The sequence below is a fragment of the Pseudophaeobacter sp. TrK17 genome (assembly GCF_042192375.1).
Taxonomy (GTDB): Bacteria; Pseudomonadota; Alphaproteobacteria; order Rhodobacterales; family Rhodobacteraceae; genus Pseudophaeobacter.
On the sequence record NZ_CP071700.1, the window covers coordinates 3802481 to 3820704 of the forward strand.

Sequence of the window (18224 nt, forward strand, 5' to 3'; positions counted from 1 at the left end):
AGGGCAATCCCTGTCAACGCCATCAAAGGAGACTACCCAATGGCTATCAAACTTCGTCTGGCCCGTGGCGGCTCGAAAAAACGCCCCTTCTACCGCATCGTAGCTGCTGACAGCCGCATGCCACGTGACGGCCGTTTTGTTGAAAAGCTCGGCACCTATAACCCGCTGCTGCCAAAAGACAGCGAAGAGCGCGTGAAAATGGACATGGAACGCGTTCAGTACTGGCTCGGCCAGGGCGCCCAGGTCACCGACCGTATCGCCCGTATGCTCGAAGCTGCTGGCGTGCGCGAAAAGGCCGACCGCTCCAACCCCAAAAAGGGTACCCCTGGCAAGAAAGCCCAGGAGCGCGCTGAACAGAAAGCCGCCAAGGCCGCCGAGCCAGCCGCAGACGCGGAATAAGACAGTGGGGTCGCGGGACCTGCCCCTTTCGGGGCCCGAGGGGGATGTGCCGGAAGGTGCTTTCCCCGCGGCGTTCCGCACCCAGCTTGATCTGTTGATGCAGATGCGGCGCGACGTGCGCCGCTTCCGCAGGGATCCGGTGGATGAGGCAGTGCTGGCGCGCTGCCTCAACGCCATCCAGCTGGCCCCCTCGGTGGGGTTGAGCGAACCCTGGCGCCTCCTGCGTATCGACAGCGATGCCGCCCGTGAGGCCGCCCTTAAGAATTTTGAAACCGCCAATGCAGAGGCTCTGGCCGGCTATTCCGGTGCGCGCGCCAATCGCTATGCAGGCCTGAAACTGTCAGGCATGCGCGAAGCCCCGGTGCAACTGGCGATTTACTGCGATGATGACACCGTGCAGGGTCATGGGCTGGGCGCTGGCACCATGCCTGAAATGCGCCGCTATTCGGTGGTCACCGCCATCACCCTGTTCTGGCTTGCCCTGCGCGCCGAAGGGCTGGGACTGGGCTGGGTCTCGGTGCTGGACCCGGATCAGCTCAACCGTGATTTGCAGGTGCCGACGAGCTGGAAATTGATCGGATATTTCTGCATCGGCCTGCCCGAAGAGCTGCACGACAGCCCCGAACTGGAACGCCAGGGCTGGGAAAACCGGCAGAACGCGTTGTCGATCGAGACACGGTAAAGCGATGGGACGATTGATCCGCCTTGTAATTTTTGTTGCGATCGCCTTTACCTCGGGCATTCTATTCGAGCGCAGCCATCAAAAGGACCTATGCGCACAATCTGGCGGCCAATGGATGCGCGCCGGGTTCTGCGCCGGAGAGTGAACTCATGAGTGCCCCCCAAAGTGACCTGATTTGCGTAGGCGCCATCGCTGGATCTTATGGCGTGCGCGGCGAAGTGCGGCTGAAAAGCTTTTGCGCCCAGCCGGAAGAAATCGAAACCTATTCGCCGCTCACCAATGAGGACGGCAGCCAGAGCTACAGCATTGCCCTGACCCGCGCCGTAAAGGGCGGCTTTTGCGGCCGCATCGCAGGTGTTGAGACAAAAGAACAGGCCGACGCGCTGAAAGGCCTGCGCCTGTTCACCTCGCGCGACCAGCTGCCAACCCTGCCCAGCGACGAATATTACCACGCCGACCTGATCGGGGTCGAGGTCTTTGACACCGGCGGTGTGTTGCTCGGCACGGTGAAATCGGTGCAAAACCACGGCGCCAGCGATCTGCTGGAGCTGATGGGCGAGGGCCTGAAAGGCACCGTGTTTCTGCCCTTCACCCTGGCGGCGGTGCCCACGGTTGACCTGGAACAGGGACGCATCATCGCAGATCCGCCAGAGGGTTTGTTTTAATCCCTCTGGCCCGTCTTAATCCCCTGGCGCAGGTCATTCCTCTGCCAGCAAGGCGTTAAAGACCTGCAGATATGTATCCGCCAGCTGAACGGCTTTCTGATCACGTGGGCGGGGCTTTTGCGCCAGTAACAGCTAGGCCTTAAAAAGCCGCCGCGCAAAGAAGAACCGAAACACCGGATCATTCACCAGATCGCGCCCATAGCCCTGCTGAAAAGCCGCCCAGTCCGCCTATGCCACCAGCCCATATCCCGGCGCCTGTCCGTCTTGCGCCAGATGGTCCGGACAGTTTGCCAGCCAGATGCTGGCAAGATCGCGCTGTGGAAAGATGCCCTTTTGGTTGGAAAAGTCGATAAAGGACGTTGTCTCATCGCTGATGAGAATATTGCGCAGATGCAAATCGCCATGTTCCACTGCGGCATCAAAACAATGCCCCCGCGCCGCACGGCCTGGGCAGCTCAATCTGTCCGCCCCGTACCGCCTGCGCCCGTTTTGAGATCCGTGTCAAAAAGGGTTTCGGCCAAAACTGTCGCTCCCCCACCGCAGAGACCCGATGCAGCGCAGCCACCGCCAGGCCAATGTTCTGCACCACAGCCGCCCTGTCGCCCAAACCATAGTCCGCGGCCTCCAAGGCGCGAAAGGCGGTGTCACCGGGTGCAAACTCCATCAGGTAATAGGGCTGTTCAGGATCCTGCCACAGGATCGCCGGCGCCGAGACCCCATGTACAGGTTTCAAAGCAGCAGCCGCTGCCCTGTGCCGCTGTAGAATGCCTGCGAAAGGGGAGGACGGGCTGCCGTCAAAATCCGCCCGCAGGACAAACCGGTCCCCCTGCGGTATCCTGACCTCGAGCACACTGCGCCAGTGCTGTCTGCGGCTGTTGACCTGAAACCTGCGAAATCTGGCACCTGCAGCGGGCAGCCCCAACTGCGTCGCGATCTGTGGCCAAAGCGCCTCAGCCCGCGCTTGTATCAGGTCATCCCGCTCCGGAATTGCCCCGGCTGCCTGGCCAGCGGCCCGCTCTAATTCCATCCAGTCACCACAGCTTTGTGTTGCGTGTAAATCTATCTGAACTAAACACAGTAATATGACTACACCAAACAAATCCCATGGCCGCAAAGCCATCCGCCCGAGCCTGAAGCCGCGTGAGCTGATGACGCCAACGCCCGAACTGGTCGGCGTTTGGAAGGCAAAGATCCTGACGCTGTTTCCCACCGCCTTTCCGGGCGTGCTCGGCGAAAGCCTGACAGGCAAGGCCCTGCAGGAAGGCCTGTGGCAGCTGGAGACTGTGGATCTGCGTGAATTTGGCGTTGGCAAACACCGCAATGTGGATGACACCCCGGCAGGTGGCGGCGCCGGGATGGTGTTGCGGGCGGATGTTCTGGGCAATGCCATAGACCAGGCCATGCAGGACACCACCGCACCCCAGGGCGGCAACTGGCCACTGATCTACCTCACCCCGCGCGGCAAGCCGATGGATCAGGCCATGATGCAGAACCTGGCGCGCTGCGATGGCATTACGCTGCTCTGTGGCCGGTTTGAAGGCGTCGATGAGCGGGTCTTGGAGCATTACAACATTCAGGAAGTCTCATTGGGGGATTTTGTCATGACCGGCGGTGAGCTGGCGGCGCAGGCGCTGATTGACGCCACCGTGCGGCTGATCCCCGGCGTGCTGGGCAATCAGGCCTCAACCGAGGAAGAGAGCTTTTCCTCTGGCCTGCTGGAGCATCCGCAATATACCCGCCCGGCAGAGTGGCAGGGCCGCAAGATCCCCGAGGTGCTGATGTCCGGCCACCATGGCAAGGTTGCAGAGTGGCGCCAGGAGATGGCGGAACAGATCACACAGGCGCGCCGCCCCGACCTGTGGCAGGCCTATGAGGCCAGCAGACCACCGCAAAAGCCCAAGCGCAAAAAGAAGTGACGCCTAGTCAACCACGACAGGCGCCTCGCTTCCATGCATCATGTGGGTAATCATTTGACAGTGTAATTGCGGCTGCGCCCTGCAACAACCAGCGCCCAGCCCGGACCGGGGAGAAAATTGATGGGTCGCGTATTGCTACGCCTTTTGGCGGGACTGGTATTGGTAGTCGTGGTTCTGCTGGCGGTGCTGATCTTCAACACCCTGCGCTATACGCCAGAGGCAACCGCCGACTCCGGCACCCCCTATGAGCTAGGGGCCGATATCGAGCAGGCAACCAAAGATTTGTCCGCAGCGGTCAAGTTCCGAACCGTTTCCACCGATTTGAAGCACCCGGATTTCGCCGCCTTTCTGACCTTTCTGCAAGACAGCTACCCGCTGGTGCACAATACTATGAGCCGCGAAGTGCTGGCCCGGCAGACTCCCCTGTACAAATGGCAAGGCAGCGATCCAAGCCTCGCGCCCATCCTGCTGGCCGGCCATTATGACGTCGTGCCCATTGCCCCGGGGTCCCATCATCTTTGGGAGCACGAACCCTTTGCTGGCGTGATTGACGACGAATTTGTCTGGGGACGCGGCACTCTGGATGACAAAGGCGCCGTCATTGCCATGCTCACCGCTGCCGAAAAGATGATCGCCGATGGCTTCACCCCCAAGCGCACGGTCTATTTCAGCTTTGGCGGCGATGAAGAGATCGGCGGGCTTGGCGCCATGGCCGTCGCTGTTCACCTGAATGAGCAGGACATCGAGCTGGACTGGATGCTGGATGAAGGCTCCTTTGTGCTCGATAAGGTCATCCCCGGCCTGGACCAACCAGTGGCCAGCATCAACCTGTCGGAAAAAGGCTATGTCACCCTGGAGCTGGTGGCTAAATCCGCCGGGGGGCACTCCTCCATGCCGCCGCGCGTCACCGCCGTGGGACGCATCGCCAGGGCCATCACCCGATTGCAGGACAATCCCGTCCCCGGTGGGCTGACCGGCATTTCAGAGGAGTTCTTTGACGGCCTTGGACGTCATTTCTCTTTTGGACAACGGGTGGTCTTTGCCAATCGCTGGCTGTTCAAGCCGCTGCTGGAAACCATCCTCGCGGGCTCTCCTACCACAGATGCGATGCTGCGCAGCACCACCGCGCCCACCATGCTGACAGGATCCAGCAAGGACAACGTGCTGGCCGCCGAGGCCTCTGCCAAGATCAACTTTCGCATCCATCCCCGCGATTCCGTCGCTGACATCGTGGCGCATGTGCGCCAAACCATCGACGATCCGGAGATCGAAATTCGCTATGACGAAAGCCTGGCCAACCCGGCTTCGCCGGTGTCTTCCGCGCAGGCCACGGGCTATTTGGATATCAAAACCTCGATCCTGGATGCCTTTGGCCCCTTGGCAACTGTCCCTGGCCTGACCATTGCCGCAACGGACGCGCGCCACTACGGCAAAGCCGCCAAAGACGCCTATCGGATCAACCCCTTCAAGATCGAAGGCTCTGACCTGGCGCGTTTTCATGGCACCAATGAACGCCTGTCAATCGAGAACCTGGAGACCGGCATCAACTTCTTTGGCGCCCTGCTGCAAAAGCAGTAACCCGTCGATATCAGCTGCAGTCAAATGTCTCCCTATTGGCCGCCAGGTCCGTCGATGGGACGCATGATGGGCTGTTTGCCCTTGACCGAATAGGACAACCCGCCTAGGAAACCTCAGTCTGTAATTGCTGAGTCGGTTGCGGGCTGTTTGACGTTGGGACAATGCCTCGGAAGCTTTCTTCGGTTTTGCTGCAGCACCCCGGCGCAACACTCAAATGAACAGACGATCTAACCTCTGGCGGGCTGCAAAGGCGGGACCCGGTGAAGACCAAGAGCTCTGAGGACGCGCAAATACGTCGTGGAAAACCACGAGCAAAATAGGAGAAGATCAGATGGACCTGATCGCACAGCTGGAGGCGGAACAAGTTGCCGCCCTGGGGAAAGACATCCCTGACTTCAAAGCCGGTGACACCATCCGTGTTGGCTTTAAAGTAACCGAAGGTTCGCGTTCGCGCGTTCAGAACTACGAAGGCGTATGCATCAGCCGTAAAAACGGCGCGAGCATTGCGGGTTCCTTCACCGTTCGCAAGATTTCTTTTGGTGAAGGCGTGGAACGTGTGTTCCCACTGCACTCCACCAACATCGACAGCATCACCGTTGTGCGTCGTGGCCGCGTTCGTCGCGCCAAACTGTACTACCTGCGTGCCCTGCGCGGTAAGTCCGCACGGATCGCTGAAGATTCACATTACAAAGCCAAAAAGGCCTGAGGAGCGGTATCATGAAAAAAGATATTCACCCCGATTACCACTTCATCGACGTCAAAATGACCGATGGCACCGTTCTGAAGATGCGCTCCACCTGGGGCAAAGAAGGCGACCAGATGTCGCTGGACATCGACCCCACAGTGCACCCTGCCTGGACCGGTGGTAACACCCGTCTGATGGATGCCGGCGGCCGCGTCTCCAAGTTCAAAAAGAAATACGAAGGCCTGGGCTTCTAAGCTTAGTCCCCTTTTGGATTTCGAAATGCCGCTCCTTTTGGGGGCGGCATTTTTTGTTGGCACCTCGGAATTTGCAGATCTGTAACATGGCCTGCCAGAGGTCGGTCAAATGAGAGCAATACAGAGCCTAACTAAGGTCTTTTCCTGTAATTTGCATGCTTTCCATTGATTCGCCTCAGCTCTATAGTCAGGACAACACAACAGGCGCGCGCAGCGCAGCGAACCAAAGGGACCAATAGATGGCGCATATCATAGTCGTCGGCAACGAAAAGGGCGGCGCAGGGAAATCCACCGTCTCGATCCATGTGGCCACAACCCTGGCCCGGCTTGGCCACAAAGTGGCAGCGCTTGATCTCGACCTGCGGCAGCGCTCCCTGGGTCGCTATATTGAGAACCGCAAGGAGTTCATGGCGAAGGCGGCGCTGGATCTGCCCTTGGTCGAATTGCACGAGCTGCCCGAGATCGACGCCGAGAGCCTGCAGCCGGGCGAAAACATCTATGATCATCGCCTGTCTGCTGCGGTCTCCAGTCTGGAGCCGGACAATGATTTCATCCTGATCGACTGCCCCGGCTCGCACACCCGGTTGAGCCAGGTGGCGCACTCCCTGGCCGATACCCTGATCACACCGCTGAACGACAGCTTTGTGGATTTTGATCTGCTGGCCCATACCGACCAGAAGGGCGAAAAGATCACCGGCCCGTCCGTCTATTCCGAAATGGTCTGGAACGCCCGCCAGCTGCGCGCTCAAGCCGGGCTGAAACCCATCGACTGGGTGGTGATCCGCAACCGCGTCGGCACCCAACGCATGGTCAACAAGGAAAAGATGGAACGCGCCATCAACATGCTGTCCAAACGCATCGGCTTTCGCGTTGCCCCCGGTTTTTCCGAGCGGGTGATTTTCCGCGAGCTGTTCCCGCGCGGCCTGACCCTGCTGGACCTCAAGGACATCGGTATCAAGCAGCTGAACATCTCCAACATCGCCGCCCGCCAGGAATTGCGCGACATGATGAAGGCCGTGAACCTGCCCGGCGTCGAGATCGACATTTAGACACCTCCAGCCAACAAAACGGTGGTTGCTCCCCGTGCGGGAGGACCGCCCGCTCTAGCTGAGCCTGAGCCTGGGCCTGGGGCACCATGGCCCGCACAGACAAATGCCACTTTGAAGGCCAAAGTTGCAAAGGCCTTCGGCCTTAGTGTCGGGACCCATCAATCCTCAACATAGGGGGAGAGATTTGGCATTGCCCCGTTGGGTCGGTAAACGGTGAACAGCTCAAGCGGATCAGCCACGCCGCGCAGCATGTAGCGCCCCAATGACACCATGTCATGCTTGCCCGCCGTAACGGCGCGCTGGACCACCGAGGAAAAAATCATGTTTTGCCCAACCGAGCGATGCATGTCGGCAATCCGCGCGGTTTGATTGACCGCCGGGCCAATCACGGTGAAATCCAGCCGGTTTTCCGCGCCGATGTTGCCATAGAGAATTTTTCCGGCGTGCAGCGCCAGGGTCCAATCGGTGATTGGCAGGCCAAGCGCCAGGCGCTGTTCATTGCGCAGGCTGATATTGCGGCACAGTTCTGCAGCAGCATCCAGGGCGGCCTGCGCGTCCTTTTCGATACTTCCCAGATTGAACATCACCAGCATTCCGTCGCCCAGGAACTTGAGGATATTGCCGCCATGACCATGGGTGGCTGCGACGGCGATGCCAAAGTAATCGTTCAGCATCTCGATCAGCTCGGGCCCCGGCAGCTCACCCGCGAGGCTGGTGAAGCCCTTGAGATCGAACAGGCCAATCACCGCGTCAATCTCGGTGGAAGAACCACGCTGGAATTCACCAGAAAGCACCCGCTGTCCGGGGTCTCGCCCAAGATAGGTCTGCAACAGGTCCGTGGCCATCTGGCGGTTTGACATGGATTTCAACGCCAGCCCCAGCGCCGGGTAGAGCGCCTGAATCAAGGCCTTGTCCTCGCTCGAGAACCCCTCAGCGCCATCAGAGGTCCAGGAGCATAACACCCCCTCGGACGGGTTATTGGGATCAAAAGGGGGCTCGTCTTCAGTGAACCGCAGAGCCATGGCAAGATACTCGGAGCCGCCCTGATCTTTCAGATCCCGCAGCAAGGGAAACCGTGTCAGGTCCTCGCCGGTCAGATCCGATTGAAAAACCTCCATGTTCTGTTCCAACAGAACATAGAAGGGGCTTTGCAACCAGGCCTCCAGCGGTGTTTCACGGCGCTCATAGTGTTCGTGGCTGATGCCGTCCATGCGGGTCCAGTTGTAGCCAATGCCGCCGAATTTGGGGTGATAGGCACGCTGCGCCAGATGGAACCGCCACAGCGGCACCCCCAGCTCCACCAGTTTCTCACAAAAACTGTTGAGCAGATCCTGACGACTGTTGCAGCGCAGCCCCTTGCCGATCAGCCAAGGGATGACTGCCGCTGCCCTGCTCTCCAAGCCTTCCATTGCCATCCGGCCTTTCTGTATCAGCTCTACCCGCCCTGCCCCTGGCTGTGCGGCATATCTTTTGGCAGGGGATACTCGATCCCGGCCAGCTGCCGCAACATGCGCCGCAGCAGTGCCACCTCTTCTGGCGTGAAACGCTCCGCGAGCATCCCATCATAGCTTTGCGCTTCGGCGCGCAGATCACGATAGGCTGCTTCGCCCGCCGGGGTAAGCCGCAAATGTTCCGAACGGCGGTCCTTTTCATCCCGGCTGCGGGACACGAATCGACGTTCCGCCAGCTTGGCCACGGCTCGGCTGATCTTGGTTTTATGGATCTTGGCCCGCTCGCCGATATCGCGGGCGGTCATTTGCCCAAAGATGCCCAGATGGAACAGCACCCGCCATTCATTGCGCAGCATACCATAGCGGTTTTTGTAATGGGCCTGAAAGGCCAGCGAAGATTCCTCTGCCGCCCGGTTCAATAAAAAGGGCAGAAAATCTTGCAGCGAAAAATCATCTTTTTCAGTCATGGGGCTCTCCTTGCCCTTGTTAGTTACAAAAACAACTATTAATTCCGCAAGTAGAAAAGGAGCGCGCGACATGAACAAAGCTGCTGATCCCCACCAGATGATCCAGGCCCCCTCTCTTGCCGGCCCGCACGAAGGCTATATGCCCGGCTTTGGCAATGATTTTGAATCAGAGGTCCTGCCCGGTGCCATGCCACAGGGTATGAACAGCCCGCAGAAATGTAACTACGGTCTTTATGGCGAGCAGCTGTCAGGCACCGCCTTTACCGCCGATCCCCCCGAGCGCACCTGGTGCTATCGTATCCGTCCCTCGGTGAAGCATTCGCATCGCTACAGCAAAATCGACCTGCCCTACTGGAAATCGGCGCCGCATGTGGACCCTGATGTGGCCAGCCTGGGCCAGTATCGCTGGGACCCAGTGGCCCATGATGGCGCGGCCCTGACCTGGCTCACCGGGATGAAGACCATGACCACCGCCGGGGATGTGAACACCCAGGTCGGCATGGCCAGCCATGTCTATCTGGTCACCGAAAGCATGGTCGACAGCTATTTCTTTTCCGCCGATTCCGAGCTTTTGGTGGTGCCGCAGGAGGGCCGTCTGCGCTTTGCGACCGAGCTTGGCATTATTGATCTGGAACCGCAGGAAATTGCCATCATCCCCCGGGGTCTGGTCTACCGGGTCGAGGTTCTGGAAGGCCCGGCCCGTGGCTTTGTCTGCGAAAACTACGGTCAGAAATTTGAACTGCCCGGCCGTGGCCCCATTGGTGCCAACTGCATGGCCAATCCGCGAGATTTCAAAGCACCAGTGGCGGCCTATGAGGACCGCGAGGTGGCTTCGACCATGACCGTAAAATGGTGTGGTCAGTTCCATGAAACCAAGATCGGCCAGTCGCCGCTGGATGTGGTGGCCTGGCACGGCAACTATGCGCCTTATAAATATGACCTAAAGACCTACTGCCCGGTTGGCGCCATTCTGTTTGACCACCCGGATCCGTCGATCTTTACCGTGCTGACAGCGCCATCGGGGGTGCCCGGAACCGCCAATATCGACTTTGTCCTGTTCCGCGACCGCTGGATGGTGGCCGAGAATACCTTCCGTCCGCCCTGGTATCACAAGAACATCATGTCCGAGCTGATGGGCAACATCTACGGGCAGTATGACGCCAAGCCAAAGGGATTTGTCCCCGGCGGCATGTCGCTGCACAATATGATGATCCCGCACGGACCGGACAAGAATGCCTTTGAAGGCGCCTCGAACTCCAACCTTGGGCCGGAGAAGCTGGAAAACACCATGTCCTTCATGTTTGAGACCCGCTTTCCGCAGCATCTGACCGCCTTTGCCGCCAAGGAAGCGCCGCTGCAGGACGATTACATCGATTGCTGGAGCGACATTGAGAAGAAATTCGACGGCACCCCCGGTTTGAAATAGGCTGCGGGTAGAGCAAGTAAAAACAGAAGGGGGCGCTGCCCCCCTCTGGGCCCTTTGGGCCCATTCACCCCCGGAGGTATTTCCGGAAAGATGAAATGAGATCTGCGGATCTTGCAACCGACTGGAGGCTTTATGCCGCTTCTGAAATCCTGGGTGAGCTCGGCCAATGACGCCGCGCATCCCTTTCCCCTGAACAACCTGCCCTATGGTGTTTTCTCTACCGCCGATAGCGATCCGCGCTGTGGTGTGGCGATTGGCGATATGATCCTCGACTGCCAGGCTGCCGAAGAGGCGGGCCTGTTGCAGCTGGCGGATTATCCGCTATTTGAAATGCCCTTCTGGAACGAGATGATGGAAGAGGGGCCAGCGGTCTGGGCCGCCCTGCGCGCACGCCTGACGGCGCTGTTGGCCGAAGGCGCGGCTGAGCAGTCCAAGCTGGAACCGCTGTTAACGGCCCAGGCAGAGGCCGAGCTGCACATGCCGATGGCGGTGGCAGAATATACCGATTTTTATGCCGGCATGCAGCACGCCAAAAACATGGGGGCGATCCTGCGGGGCTCGCCGGATCTGCCTGCCAACTGGCTGCATATTCCTATTGGCTACAATGGGCGCGCCTCCTCTGTTGTGGTTTCTGGCACGCCAATTCATCGCCCCAATGGCCAGACCAAGGCGCCGGACGCCGAGATGCCCTCCTTTGGGCCCAGCAAACGTTTGGATATCGAGCTGGAAATGGGCGCCATTGTTGGCACCGGATCCGAATTTGGCCAGCCCATCACCGTGGATGAAGCGGATGCGATGATCTTTGGCTATGTGCTGCTGAACGACTGGTCAGCCCGCGACATTCAGGGCTGGGAATACCAGCCGCTGGGGCCGTTCCAGGGCAAGGCCTTTGGCACCTCGATTTCACCCTGGATTGTCACCGCGGCAGCGCTGGAAAGCTTCCGCGCCCCGACCCCTGCCCGCGAGAAAGAGCTGCTGCCCTATCTGGAGGGCAGCAAGGATGGCTTGTATGATATCGAGCTGGAAGTGCTGATGCAGCCCGAAGGCGCGGCGACGGCCACGGCGATCTCCAAGACCAACTACAACCGGATGTATTTCTCAGCAGCGGAGCAGCTGTGCCATCATGCCATTGGTGGCTGCGAGATGAACACCGGGGATCTGTTGGGGTCTGGCACCATTTCCGGCGCGGAGCGGTCTGAATATGGATCGTTGATGGAGCTGAGCTGGGCCGGGCGTGAGCCCTTTACCCTGGAGACCGGCGAGAGCCGTGGCTTTATCGAGGATGGCGACACCCTGACCCTGCGCGGCAATGCCCGTGGCGATGGCTTCACCATTGGCTTTGGTGATTGTACCGGCAAGATCCTGCCCGCCAAATCCTGGCCCGCAGCCAATTAACCCCATCGTTCGAAACATTTTTGCCAGAGGCGGTTTGAAGCCTCTGGCACCCGAAAAAGGATAATAACATGGCCAAGGCATTTGCGTCCCAAGGGGACATGAGCGAAAAGAAAATCACCTTTAGCGAAGTGGGCAAGGACATCTATGCCTTCACCGCCGAGGGCGATCCCAACTCTGGTGTTATCGTCGGCGATGACTCTGTGATGATTATTGAGGCTCAGGCGACACCCCGTCTGGCCAACAAGGTGATCGAATGCGTGCGCTCGGTGACCGACAAACCCATCAGCCATGTGGTGCTGACCCATTATCACGCTGTGCGGGTGCTGGGGGCCTCGGCCTTTGGTGCTGGTCAGGTGATCATGGGCGACGCCGCCCGCGCCATGGTGGTGGAACGGGGCCAGGAAGACTGGGACAGCGAATTCCAGCGTTTTCCCCGCCTGTTTGAAGGCCACGAGAGCATTCCCGGCCTGACCTTCCCCACCACCACCTTTAGCGAAGACATGACGGTCTATCTGGGCAACCGCCGCGTCGACCTGATGCATCTGGGCCGCGCCCATACGGCGGGTGACATCGTTGTGCATGTGCCAGATGAGAACGTGATGTTCACCGGTGACATCGTTGAATACCACTCTGCCTGCTATTGCGGGGACGGTCATTTCAGCGACTGGGGGGACACTCTGGACAACATCGCCGCCTTTGACGTGGACGCCATTGCCCCCGGTCGCGGCGACGCGCTGGTTGGCAAGGAAATGGTCAACGCGGCGATCGAAAACACCCGCGATTTTGTCGAAAGCACCTATCGCCCCGCCGCGCGTGTTGCAGCCCGCAATGGCACCCTGAAAGAGGCCTGGGATGCGGTGCGCGCCGAGTGTGACCCCAAGTTCAAGGATTATGCAATCTACGAGCATTGCCTGCCCTTCAACGTCGCCCGCGCCTTTGACGAAGCCCGTGGCATTGACACCCCTCGCATCTGGACCGCCGAACGCGATCTGGAAATGTGGGCTGCACTGCAAGGCTGATCCCCACCTTTTGAAAGCCCCCAAACAGCGGGGGCTTTCAAGATCGCACCCACTGGCCGCTCAGGCCAGGCCGGTCCGATCACAAACTCCGGGCGCTTTGATCCAGATCGTGCCGCCCAGCAAAAACATGTGAAACGATACTCACATCCTCCCGGCACTGCACTGCCGGGAAACAGAGAAGCTGTGCCGATCAGATCCTCCGGTTGGCACCCCCTTTGGGAGGAGACCAGATGAACAAGATCTTTGAAGTCCCGATGTATCCTTATGCCCGCCATGAGGATCAGGATGCCGGGGCGCCAGTGCGCCGCAAAGTGGTGGTGATTGGCGCCGGCCCCGTTGGCCTGGCGGCAGCAATTGAACTGGCGCAGGAAGGCATCGAGGTTGTGGTCCTTGATGAGAATGACAAGGTGAGCTTTGGCTCCCGCGCCATCTGCTTTGCCAAACGCCCGCTAGAGATCCTGGACCGGCTCGGCTGTGGCCAGCCGATGGTCGACAAAGGCGTGTTGTGGAACAAGGGCAAGGTCTTCTTTGATGACCGCCAGGTCTATGATTTTGACCTGCTGCCAGAGGAGGGCCACAAACGCCCGGCCTTCATCAATTTGCAGCAATATTATTTCGAAGAGTATCTCGTTGACCGCGTGCGCGAGCTGCAGGCCCAGGGTGCGCCGATCGAAATCCGCGGCCGCAACAAGGTCTCTGCAATCGGCACCCATCCCGACCACGTGACGCTGGAGGTCGACACCCCCGAAGGCTCTTATAACCTGGAAGCGGATTGGATGATCGCCTGTGACGGCGCCAACTCGCCCACCCGCCGGATGCTGGGGCTGGATTTTGTCGGACGCGTCTTTGAGGACAACTTCCTGATCGCCGATGTGGTGATGGAGGCCGACTTCCCCACCGAGCGCTGGTTCTGGTTCGATCCGCCCTTCAACAAAGGCCAGTCGGCGCTGCTGCACAAGCAACCCGACGGCGTCTGGCGCATTGATCTGCAGCTGGGCTGGGACATCGACAAAGAACGGGAAAAACGCCCCGAAAATGTCATTCCGCGCCTCAAGGCAATGCTGGGCGAGGAGGTGGAGTTTGAGCTGGAGTGGGTCTCGATCTACACCTTCCAGTGCCGCCGGATGGAACAATTCCGCCATGGCCGCGTGTTGTTTGCCGGTGACGCCGCGCATCAGGTCTCGCCCTTTGGCGCCCGTGGGGCCAACTCAGGCCTGCAGGACACCGACAACCTGATCTGGAAACTGAAACTGGTGATGGAGGGCAAAGCCCCCGACAGCCTGCTCGACAGCTACGACCAGGAGCGGGTGCATGGGGCCGAGGAAAATATCCTCAACTCCAGCCGCTCCACCGATTTCATCACGCCAAAATCGGAAATGTCCCGCCTGCTGCGCGACGCGGTTCTGGATCTGAGCGAACACCACGAATTTGCCCGCCCGCTGGTGAATTCTGGCCGCCTGTCAGTGCCCTGCACCTATGACGGTTCAACGCTGAACTCAGCCGATGCGCTGATGGATGGGCCTGCGCGCAGCCGCCCTGGATCGGCATGCCCGGATGCGCCGTTGGGGGAGGGCTTCCTGCTGTCAAAACTGGGCAATGACTTTGTTCTGCTGACCATTGATGCCGATGCCCCCGATGAAATCGAAGAGGCAGGCATTACCGTCAAACGTCTGGCGCTCTCGGTCAAGGACGACAAGACCCTGGCCCTGAAAGAGCGCTATCTGGGCGATAATGACAGCGGCGCCTATCTGATCCGCCCGGATCAGCATGTCGCCGCCCGCCGCCCCTCGTTTGATGACAACCAGTTCCGCGCCGCCATCCGCCGCGCGGTGGGCAAGGAGTGACCCCTATGTCTGATACCCTGATCCTGACCCCGAATATCAACGGCGCCGATGATTTCTATGCAGATCTTCTGGCCGCCCATGAGGGGCGCGACACCGCCGACAGCGAGGCATTCAACGCCCGTCTGCTGTTGGTGCTGGCCAACCACATCGGAGACCGCGCGATCCTGAAACAGGCGCTGGCTGCGGCCGCGCTCACCAAAGAGGAGGACCCCTCGTGAAAATCGAACAAATCCACCACGTCGCCTATCGCTGCAAAGACGCCAAACAGACTGTCGAGTGGTACAACCAGATGCTCAAGATGGACTTTGTGCTGGCCATCGCCGAGGACCACGTGCCCTCCACCCACGAGCCCGACCCCTACATGCATATCTTCATGGATGCGGGCAACGGCAACGTGCTGGCGTTTTTTGAGCTGCCCACCAAACCCGAAATGGGCCGCGACCCCAACACGCCGATCTGGGTTCAGCACATCGCCTTCAAGGTCAAGGACCGCGAGACCCTGATCGAATTCAAAGACCACCTGGAAGCCAATGGCGTTGAGGTTCTGGGCGTCACCGATCACTCGATCTTCCACTCGATCTACTTCTTTGATCCCAATGGTCATCGGGTGGAACTGGCCTGCCCAGACCCCAAAGAAGAGGCGCTGCTGGAAAAACTCGACGCGGTGAAATGGGACATGTTGGAGGAATGGTCCAAGACCAAGAAAGCCCCCAAACACGCCGACTGGCTGCATGCCAAAGAGCTGAACGACGTCTGAGCGCCCAGCTAAAGATTGACTTACAATGGGCAACCGGAAACTCTTCGGCTGCCCATTTTCCCTTGTTAGACCCTTTTTCAGGAAAGATCAGTGATGCACGACACCGTTCTCTTCGACTATTGGCGCTCCTCTGCCAGCTACCGTTTGCGCATTGCGTTGAACCTGGCAGGCATCGACTATCAGTCGATCACCGTGGATCTGGTCAAGGGGGAGCACAAAAGCCCCGAACACCTGGCCCGCAACCCGCAGGGCTTTGTTCCGGTGCTGGAAATCGACGGTCTGCGGATGACTCAGTCGCTGGCCATTCTGGACTACCTGGATCAGACGCGTGATCTTGGCCTCTTGCCCAAAGACCCCGCCGCACGGGTGCAGGCCCAGGCGCTGGCACATTCGATTGCGGTGGATCTGCATCCGGTCTGCAACCTGCAGGTGGCCAAACACGCAACCCAGCTGTCCGGTGGCGCCGCGGGCATGCCCGCTGACTGGATGGTGCATTTCATCCGCCCTGGCCTGCAGGCCTTTGAAACCCTGCTAGGGGCCTATGAACAGACCCCCTATTGCACCGGCACCACGCCCGGCCTGGCCGATATCTGCCTGATGCCGCAGCTTTATAATGCCCGGCGCTGGGGGGCAGACTTTTCCGACATGCCGCGCATTCTGGCGGCCGAGGCTGCCTGCGCGGCGCATCCCGCCTTTGCCGGGGCCCACCCCGATGCGGTAAACACCGCCAGCTAGATCATGCCTGCCGCCTGCCCAGCACCCTTCTGGGCAGGCGGCCATCGGTGACAATCAACCCCAGCCCGATAATGCCAAAGCCAAGCACAGCCTCGCGGCTGATTTGTTCGCCCAGAACTCCGGCCCCTAGGCTGACCGCCACCGGCGGGATCAGCAGCGTCACCAACATCAGATTGGCCGATCCCGCCCGGCGCAGGATCTCGAAATACATCAGATAGGCCAGTGCCGTCGACAGCACCGAAACCCCGATCACCGCGCCCCAGACCTCAACGGACAGGTCCAACTGAGGCACGCCCTCGACGTATAGGGCCACAGGCAGCATCAGCACGGTGCTGCCAGTCACCATCCCCAGCGCATTCATTAGCGGCGGCTGCCCGCCTAGGAACCGCTTGCCCCAGACGCTGGCCAGCGCATAGGAACAGGCCGCCGCCAGAACCGCCAACTGCGCCAGATTGCGCGGATCCAACGAGGTCAGGGCTGTTGGCCCCATAATCACCGCTACCCCCAGAACGCCCAGGCCAGCTCCAACCAGTTTTTGCGGCGACAGTGGCTCATCCTTGAGCAGCACGCCCGCCGCCACCGCGCCAAACATCGCCGTGGTGCCGTTGAGGATCGAGGTCAAACCGCTTTCAATCTGGGTCTGCCCCCAGAAGATCAGCGAAAAGGGAAGCGCGTTGTTCAAGGCCCCCATGCCCAGGTAGGCCCCCCAGATCCTGGCGCCGCGCGGGAGTCCAATGCCTTTGAGCCGCACCACGACAAACAGCACCGGCAGGGCCAGTGTGACCCGAACCAGAGTCACAGTCAGGGGGGGCAGTTCGCGCAGGGCTATTTCAGCAAAAAAGAACGAGCCTCCCCAGACAAGCGCCAGAGAAGCCAAGAGCAGGCCGGCCGTGAGATCAATTGCAGGTGACGATGGGCTGGACATGGGAGGCTCCTTGAAACGCTACCCCAACCTAGATTGCCTCCTGTTCTGCGGCGACCCGTTTCCTGCGCCATCGTTTTGCCGGGCCGTCAGTCTCCATCCAGCCGTCCTCCTTTGCCAACCAGGTTCTGCTGCTTCTCTCTTGCAGAGCCAGGCATTGGCGGTAAAGGTCACAGCAGATGTCCCCCGCCAGGAGCCTATCCACATGCCCCATTTCCCCTATCGCCTCACCGGTCCCATCGGCTCTGCGGCGACGCTTGGGCTGATTGTCCTGCAGGTGGATGAAACCATCGAACAGGATTTTCGCCGCCTGTTCGTGGCGCCTGATGTGGCGCTCTATATCAACCGTATTCCGTCGGGGGCGGCGCTGACGCCGGACACCATTGCCCAGATGGGGCGCGACCTGCCCGCCGCAGCCGCCTTGTTGCCACAGGGCGCCGCGTTTGACGCCGTGGCCTACGGCTGCACCTCGGGCACCACCTTGATCGGAGTGGACCGGGTGCGTGATCTGGTGCAGGGCGCGGTACATACGCGCCACGTTGCCCAGCCGCTGAGCGCAACTCTCGCCGCCTTTGCCGCACTAGAGGCCGCCACGATTGGGCTGGTTTCCCCTTATATAGACACTGTTTCCGGGCCTATGCGGCAGACATTTGAAGCCGCAGGGTATGCGGTGCCCGCCATGGTGTCCTTTGGGGAGGAGGTCGAGGCCAATGTCGCCCGCATTGATCCCGCTTCTATCCACACTGCAGCGCTGGAGGTCGGATCAAACCCAGAGGTGGAGGCGGTGTTTCTCAGCTGCACCAACCTGCGGACACTGGATATTATCGCGGATCTGGAACAGCGCCTTGGCAAACCCGTGGTCAGCAGCAATCAGGCGCTGGCCTGGCATATGGCGCGCCTGTCCGGGGCACCGCTGGCGGCGGATGCGCCGGGTGTTTTGTTCTCCAAACCGCTGCCACAGGGCAAATTTTAGGGGCAGT

21 protein-coding genes are annotated in these 18224 nt (G+C 59.9%); 16 read left to right on the forward strand and 5 right to left on the reverse strand.

Translation table 11 applies throughout. From position 1 onward, the window contains the following. Positions 1–39 precede the first annotated feature (39 nt). The 3 genes from rpsP (at position 40) to rimM (ending at position 1746) form a co-directional block, all read left to right on the forward strand. Complete coding sequence (gene rpsP, locus JZI28_RS18125) at positions 40–399, forward strand: 30S ribosomal protein S16 (protein WP_295455535.1); 360 nt, start codon at positions 40–42, stop codon at positions 397–399. 97 nt (positions 400–496) lie between these two features. Further along, positions 497–1081 (forward strand): 5,6-dimethylbenzimidazole synthase, encoded by a 585-nt coding sequence (gene bluB / locus JZI28_RS18130; RefSeq protein ID WP_375700120.1) that lies wholly within the window; start codon positions 497–499, stop codon positions 1079–1081. 149 nt (positions 1082–1230) lie between these two features. Beyond that, positions 1231–1746: a ribosome maturation factor RimM gene (rimM, locus tag JZI28_RS18135; RefSeq protein ID WP_295455533.1), complete on the forward strand. Its 516-nt coding sequence runs from the start codon at positions 1231–1233 to the stop codon at positions 1744–1746. Positions 1747–1974: 228 nt separating this feature from the next. Here rimM and JZI28_RS18140 read toward each other — a convergent pair whose 3' ends face one another. Both JZI28_RS18140 and JZI28_RS18145 read right to left on the reverse strand, forming a co-directional pair. Continuing rightward, positions 1975–2157 (reverse strand): phosphotransferase, encoded by a 183-nt coding sequence (locus JZI28_RS18140; RefSeq protein ID WP_375698501.1) that lies wholly within the window; start codon positions 2155–2157, stop codon positions 1975–1977. A 7-nt stretch (positions 2158–2164) separates the two neighbouring features. Continuing rightward, the gene (locus JZI28_RS18145; protein ID WP_375698502.1) at positions 2165–2773 is read right to left on the reverse strand and encodes a hypothetical protein; all 609 of its coding nucleotides are present in this window, start codon (positions 2771–2773) and stop codon (positions 2165–2167) included. Positions 2774–2828: 55 nt separating this feature from the next. On the opposite strand from JZI28_RS18145, the gene trmD reads away from it, so the two are divergent. The 5 genes from trmD (at position 2829) to JZI28_RS18170 (ending at position 7228) form a co-directional block, all read left to right on the forward strand. Next, complete coding sequence (gene trmD, locus JZI28_RS18150; protein WP_295455530.1) at positions 2829–3662, forward strand: tRNA (guanosine(37)-N1)-methyltransferase TrmD; 834 nt, start codon at positions 2829–2831, stop codon at positions 3660–3662. A gap of 120 nt (positions 3663–3782) precedes the next feature. Next, positions 3783–5240 (forward strand): M20 family peptidase, encoded by a 1458-nt coding sequence (locus JZI28_RS18155; RefSeq protein ID WP_375698503.1) that lies wholly within the window; start codon positions 3783–3785, stop codon positions 5238–5240. Positions 5241–5571: 331 nt separating this feature from the next. Beyond that, the gene (rplS, locus tag JZI28_RS18160; RefSeq protein WP_295455526.1) at positions 5572–5946 is read left to right on the forward strand and encodes a 50S ribosomal protein L19; all 375 of its coding nucleotides are present in this window, start codon (positions 5572–5574) and stop codon (positions 5944–5946) included. Between the two features lie 11 nt (positions 5947–5957). After that, entirely contained in the window at positions 5958–6179 is a 222-nt protein-coding gene (rpmE, locus tag JZI28_RS18165) for a 50S ribosomal protein L31 (protein ID WP_083100364.1), read from the forward strand. A gap of 239 nt (positions 6180–6418) precedes the next feature. Next, on the forward strand, positions 6419–7228 hold the full coding sequence (locus JZI28_RS18170) for a division plane positioning ATPase MipZ (RefSeq protein ID WP_295455523.1): 810 nt from the start codon (positions 6419–6421) through the stop codon (positions 7226–7228). A 158-nt stretch (positions 7229–7386) separates the two neighbouring features. Here JZI28_RS18170 and JZI28_RS18175 read toward each other — a convergent pair whose 3' ends face one another. Further along, entirely contained in the window at positions 7387–8637 is a 1251-nt protein-coding gene (locus tag JZI28_RS18175) for an adenylate/guanylate cyclase domain-containing protein (protein WP_375700121.1), read from the reverse strand. A gap of 26 nt (positions 8638–8663) precedes the next feature. Beyond that, positions 8664–9146 (reverse strand): MarR family winged helix-turn-helix transcriptional regulator, encoded by a 483-nt coding sequence (locus JZI28_RS18180; protein ID WP_375698504.1) that lies wholly within the window; start codon positions 9144–9146, stop codon positions 8664–8666. Between the two features lie 70 nt (positions 9147–9216). Here JZI28_RS18180 and hmgA point away from each other — a divergent pair, with 70 nt between their 5' ends. From hmgA to maiA, 7 genes are all read left to right on the forward strand, one after another. Further along, positions 9217–10572 (forward strand): homogentisate 1,2-dioxygenase, encoded by a 1356-nt coding sequence (gene hmgA, locus JZI28_RS18185; protein WP_375698505.1) that lies wholly within the window; start codon positions 9217–9219, stop codon positions 10570–10572. 132 nt (positions 10573–10704) lie between these two features. Further along, on the forward strand, positions 10705–11967 hold the full coding sequence (gene fahA, locus JZI28_RS18190) for a fumarylacetoacetase (protein WP_375698506.1): 1263 nt from the start codon (positions 10705–10707) through the stop codon (positions 11965–11967). A gap of 68 nt (positions 11968–12035) precedes the next feature. Continuing rightward, complete coding sequence (locus JZI28_RS18195) at positions 12036–12986, forward strand: MBL fold metallo-hydrolase (protein ID WP_295455514.1); 951 nt, start codon at positions 12036–12038, stop codon at positions 12984–12986. Between the two features lie 230 nt (positions 12987–13216). Then, a complete protein-coding gene (locus tag JZI28_RS18200) occupies positions 13217–14830 on the forward strand; it encodes an FAD-dependent oxidoreductase (RefSeq protein WP_375698507.1) in 1614 nt (537 codons plus the stop codon). Between the two features lie 5 nt (positions 14831–14835). Next, on the forward strand, positions 14836–15048 hold the full coding sequence (locus JZI28_RS18205) for a DUF2783 domain-containing protein (protein ID WP_295455511.1): 213 nt from the start codon (positions 14836–14838) through the stop codon (positions 15046–15048). Then, complete coding sequence (locus tag JZI28_RS18210) at positions 15045–15587, forward strand: VOC family protein (protein WP_297339720.1); 543 nt, start codon at positions 15045–15047, stop codon at positions 15585–15587. The genes JZI28_RS18205 and JZI28_RS18210 overlap by 4 nt, the downstream gene beginning before the upstream one ends. Positions 15588–15680: 93 nt before the next feature. Continuing rightward, a complete protein-coding gene (gene maiA, locus JZI28_RS18215) occupies positions 15681–16322 on the forward strand; it encodes a maleylacetoacetate isomerase (protein ID WP_348152227.1) in 642 nt (213 codons plus the stop codon). A 1-nt stretch (position 16323) separates the two neighbouring features. On the opposite strand, the gene JZI28_RS18220 is transcribed toward maiA, so the two are convergent. Next, the gene (locus tag JZI28_RS18220; protein ID WP_375698508.1) at positions 16324–17247 is read right to left on the reverse strand and encodes a DMT family transporter; all 924 of its coding nucleotides are present in this window, start codon (positions 17245–17247) and stop codon (positions 16324–16326) included. Positions 17248–17449: 202 nt separating this feature from the next. On the opposite strand from JZI28_RS18220, the gene JZI28_RS18225 reads away from it, so the two are divergent. Continuing rightward, positions 17450–18217, forward strand: coding sequence for an aspartate/glutamate racemase family protein (locus JZI28_RS18225; RefSeq protein ID WP_375698509.1), 768 nt, complete (start codon positions 17450–17452; stop codon positions 18215–18217). Positions 18218–18224 lie beyond the last annotated feature (7 nt).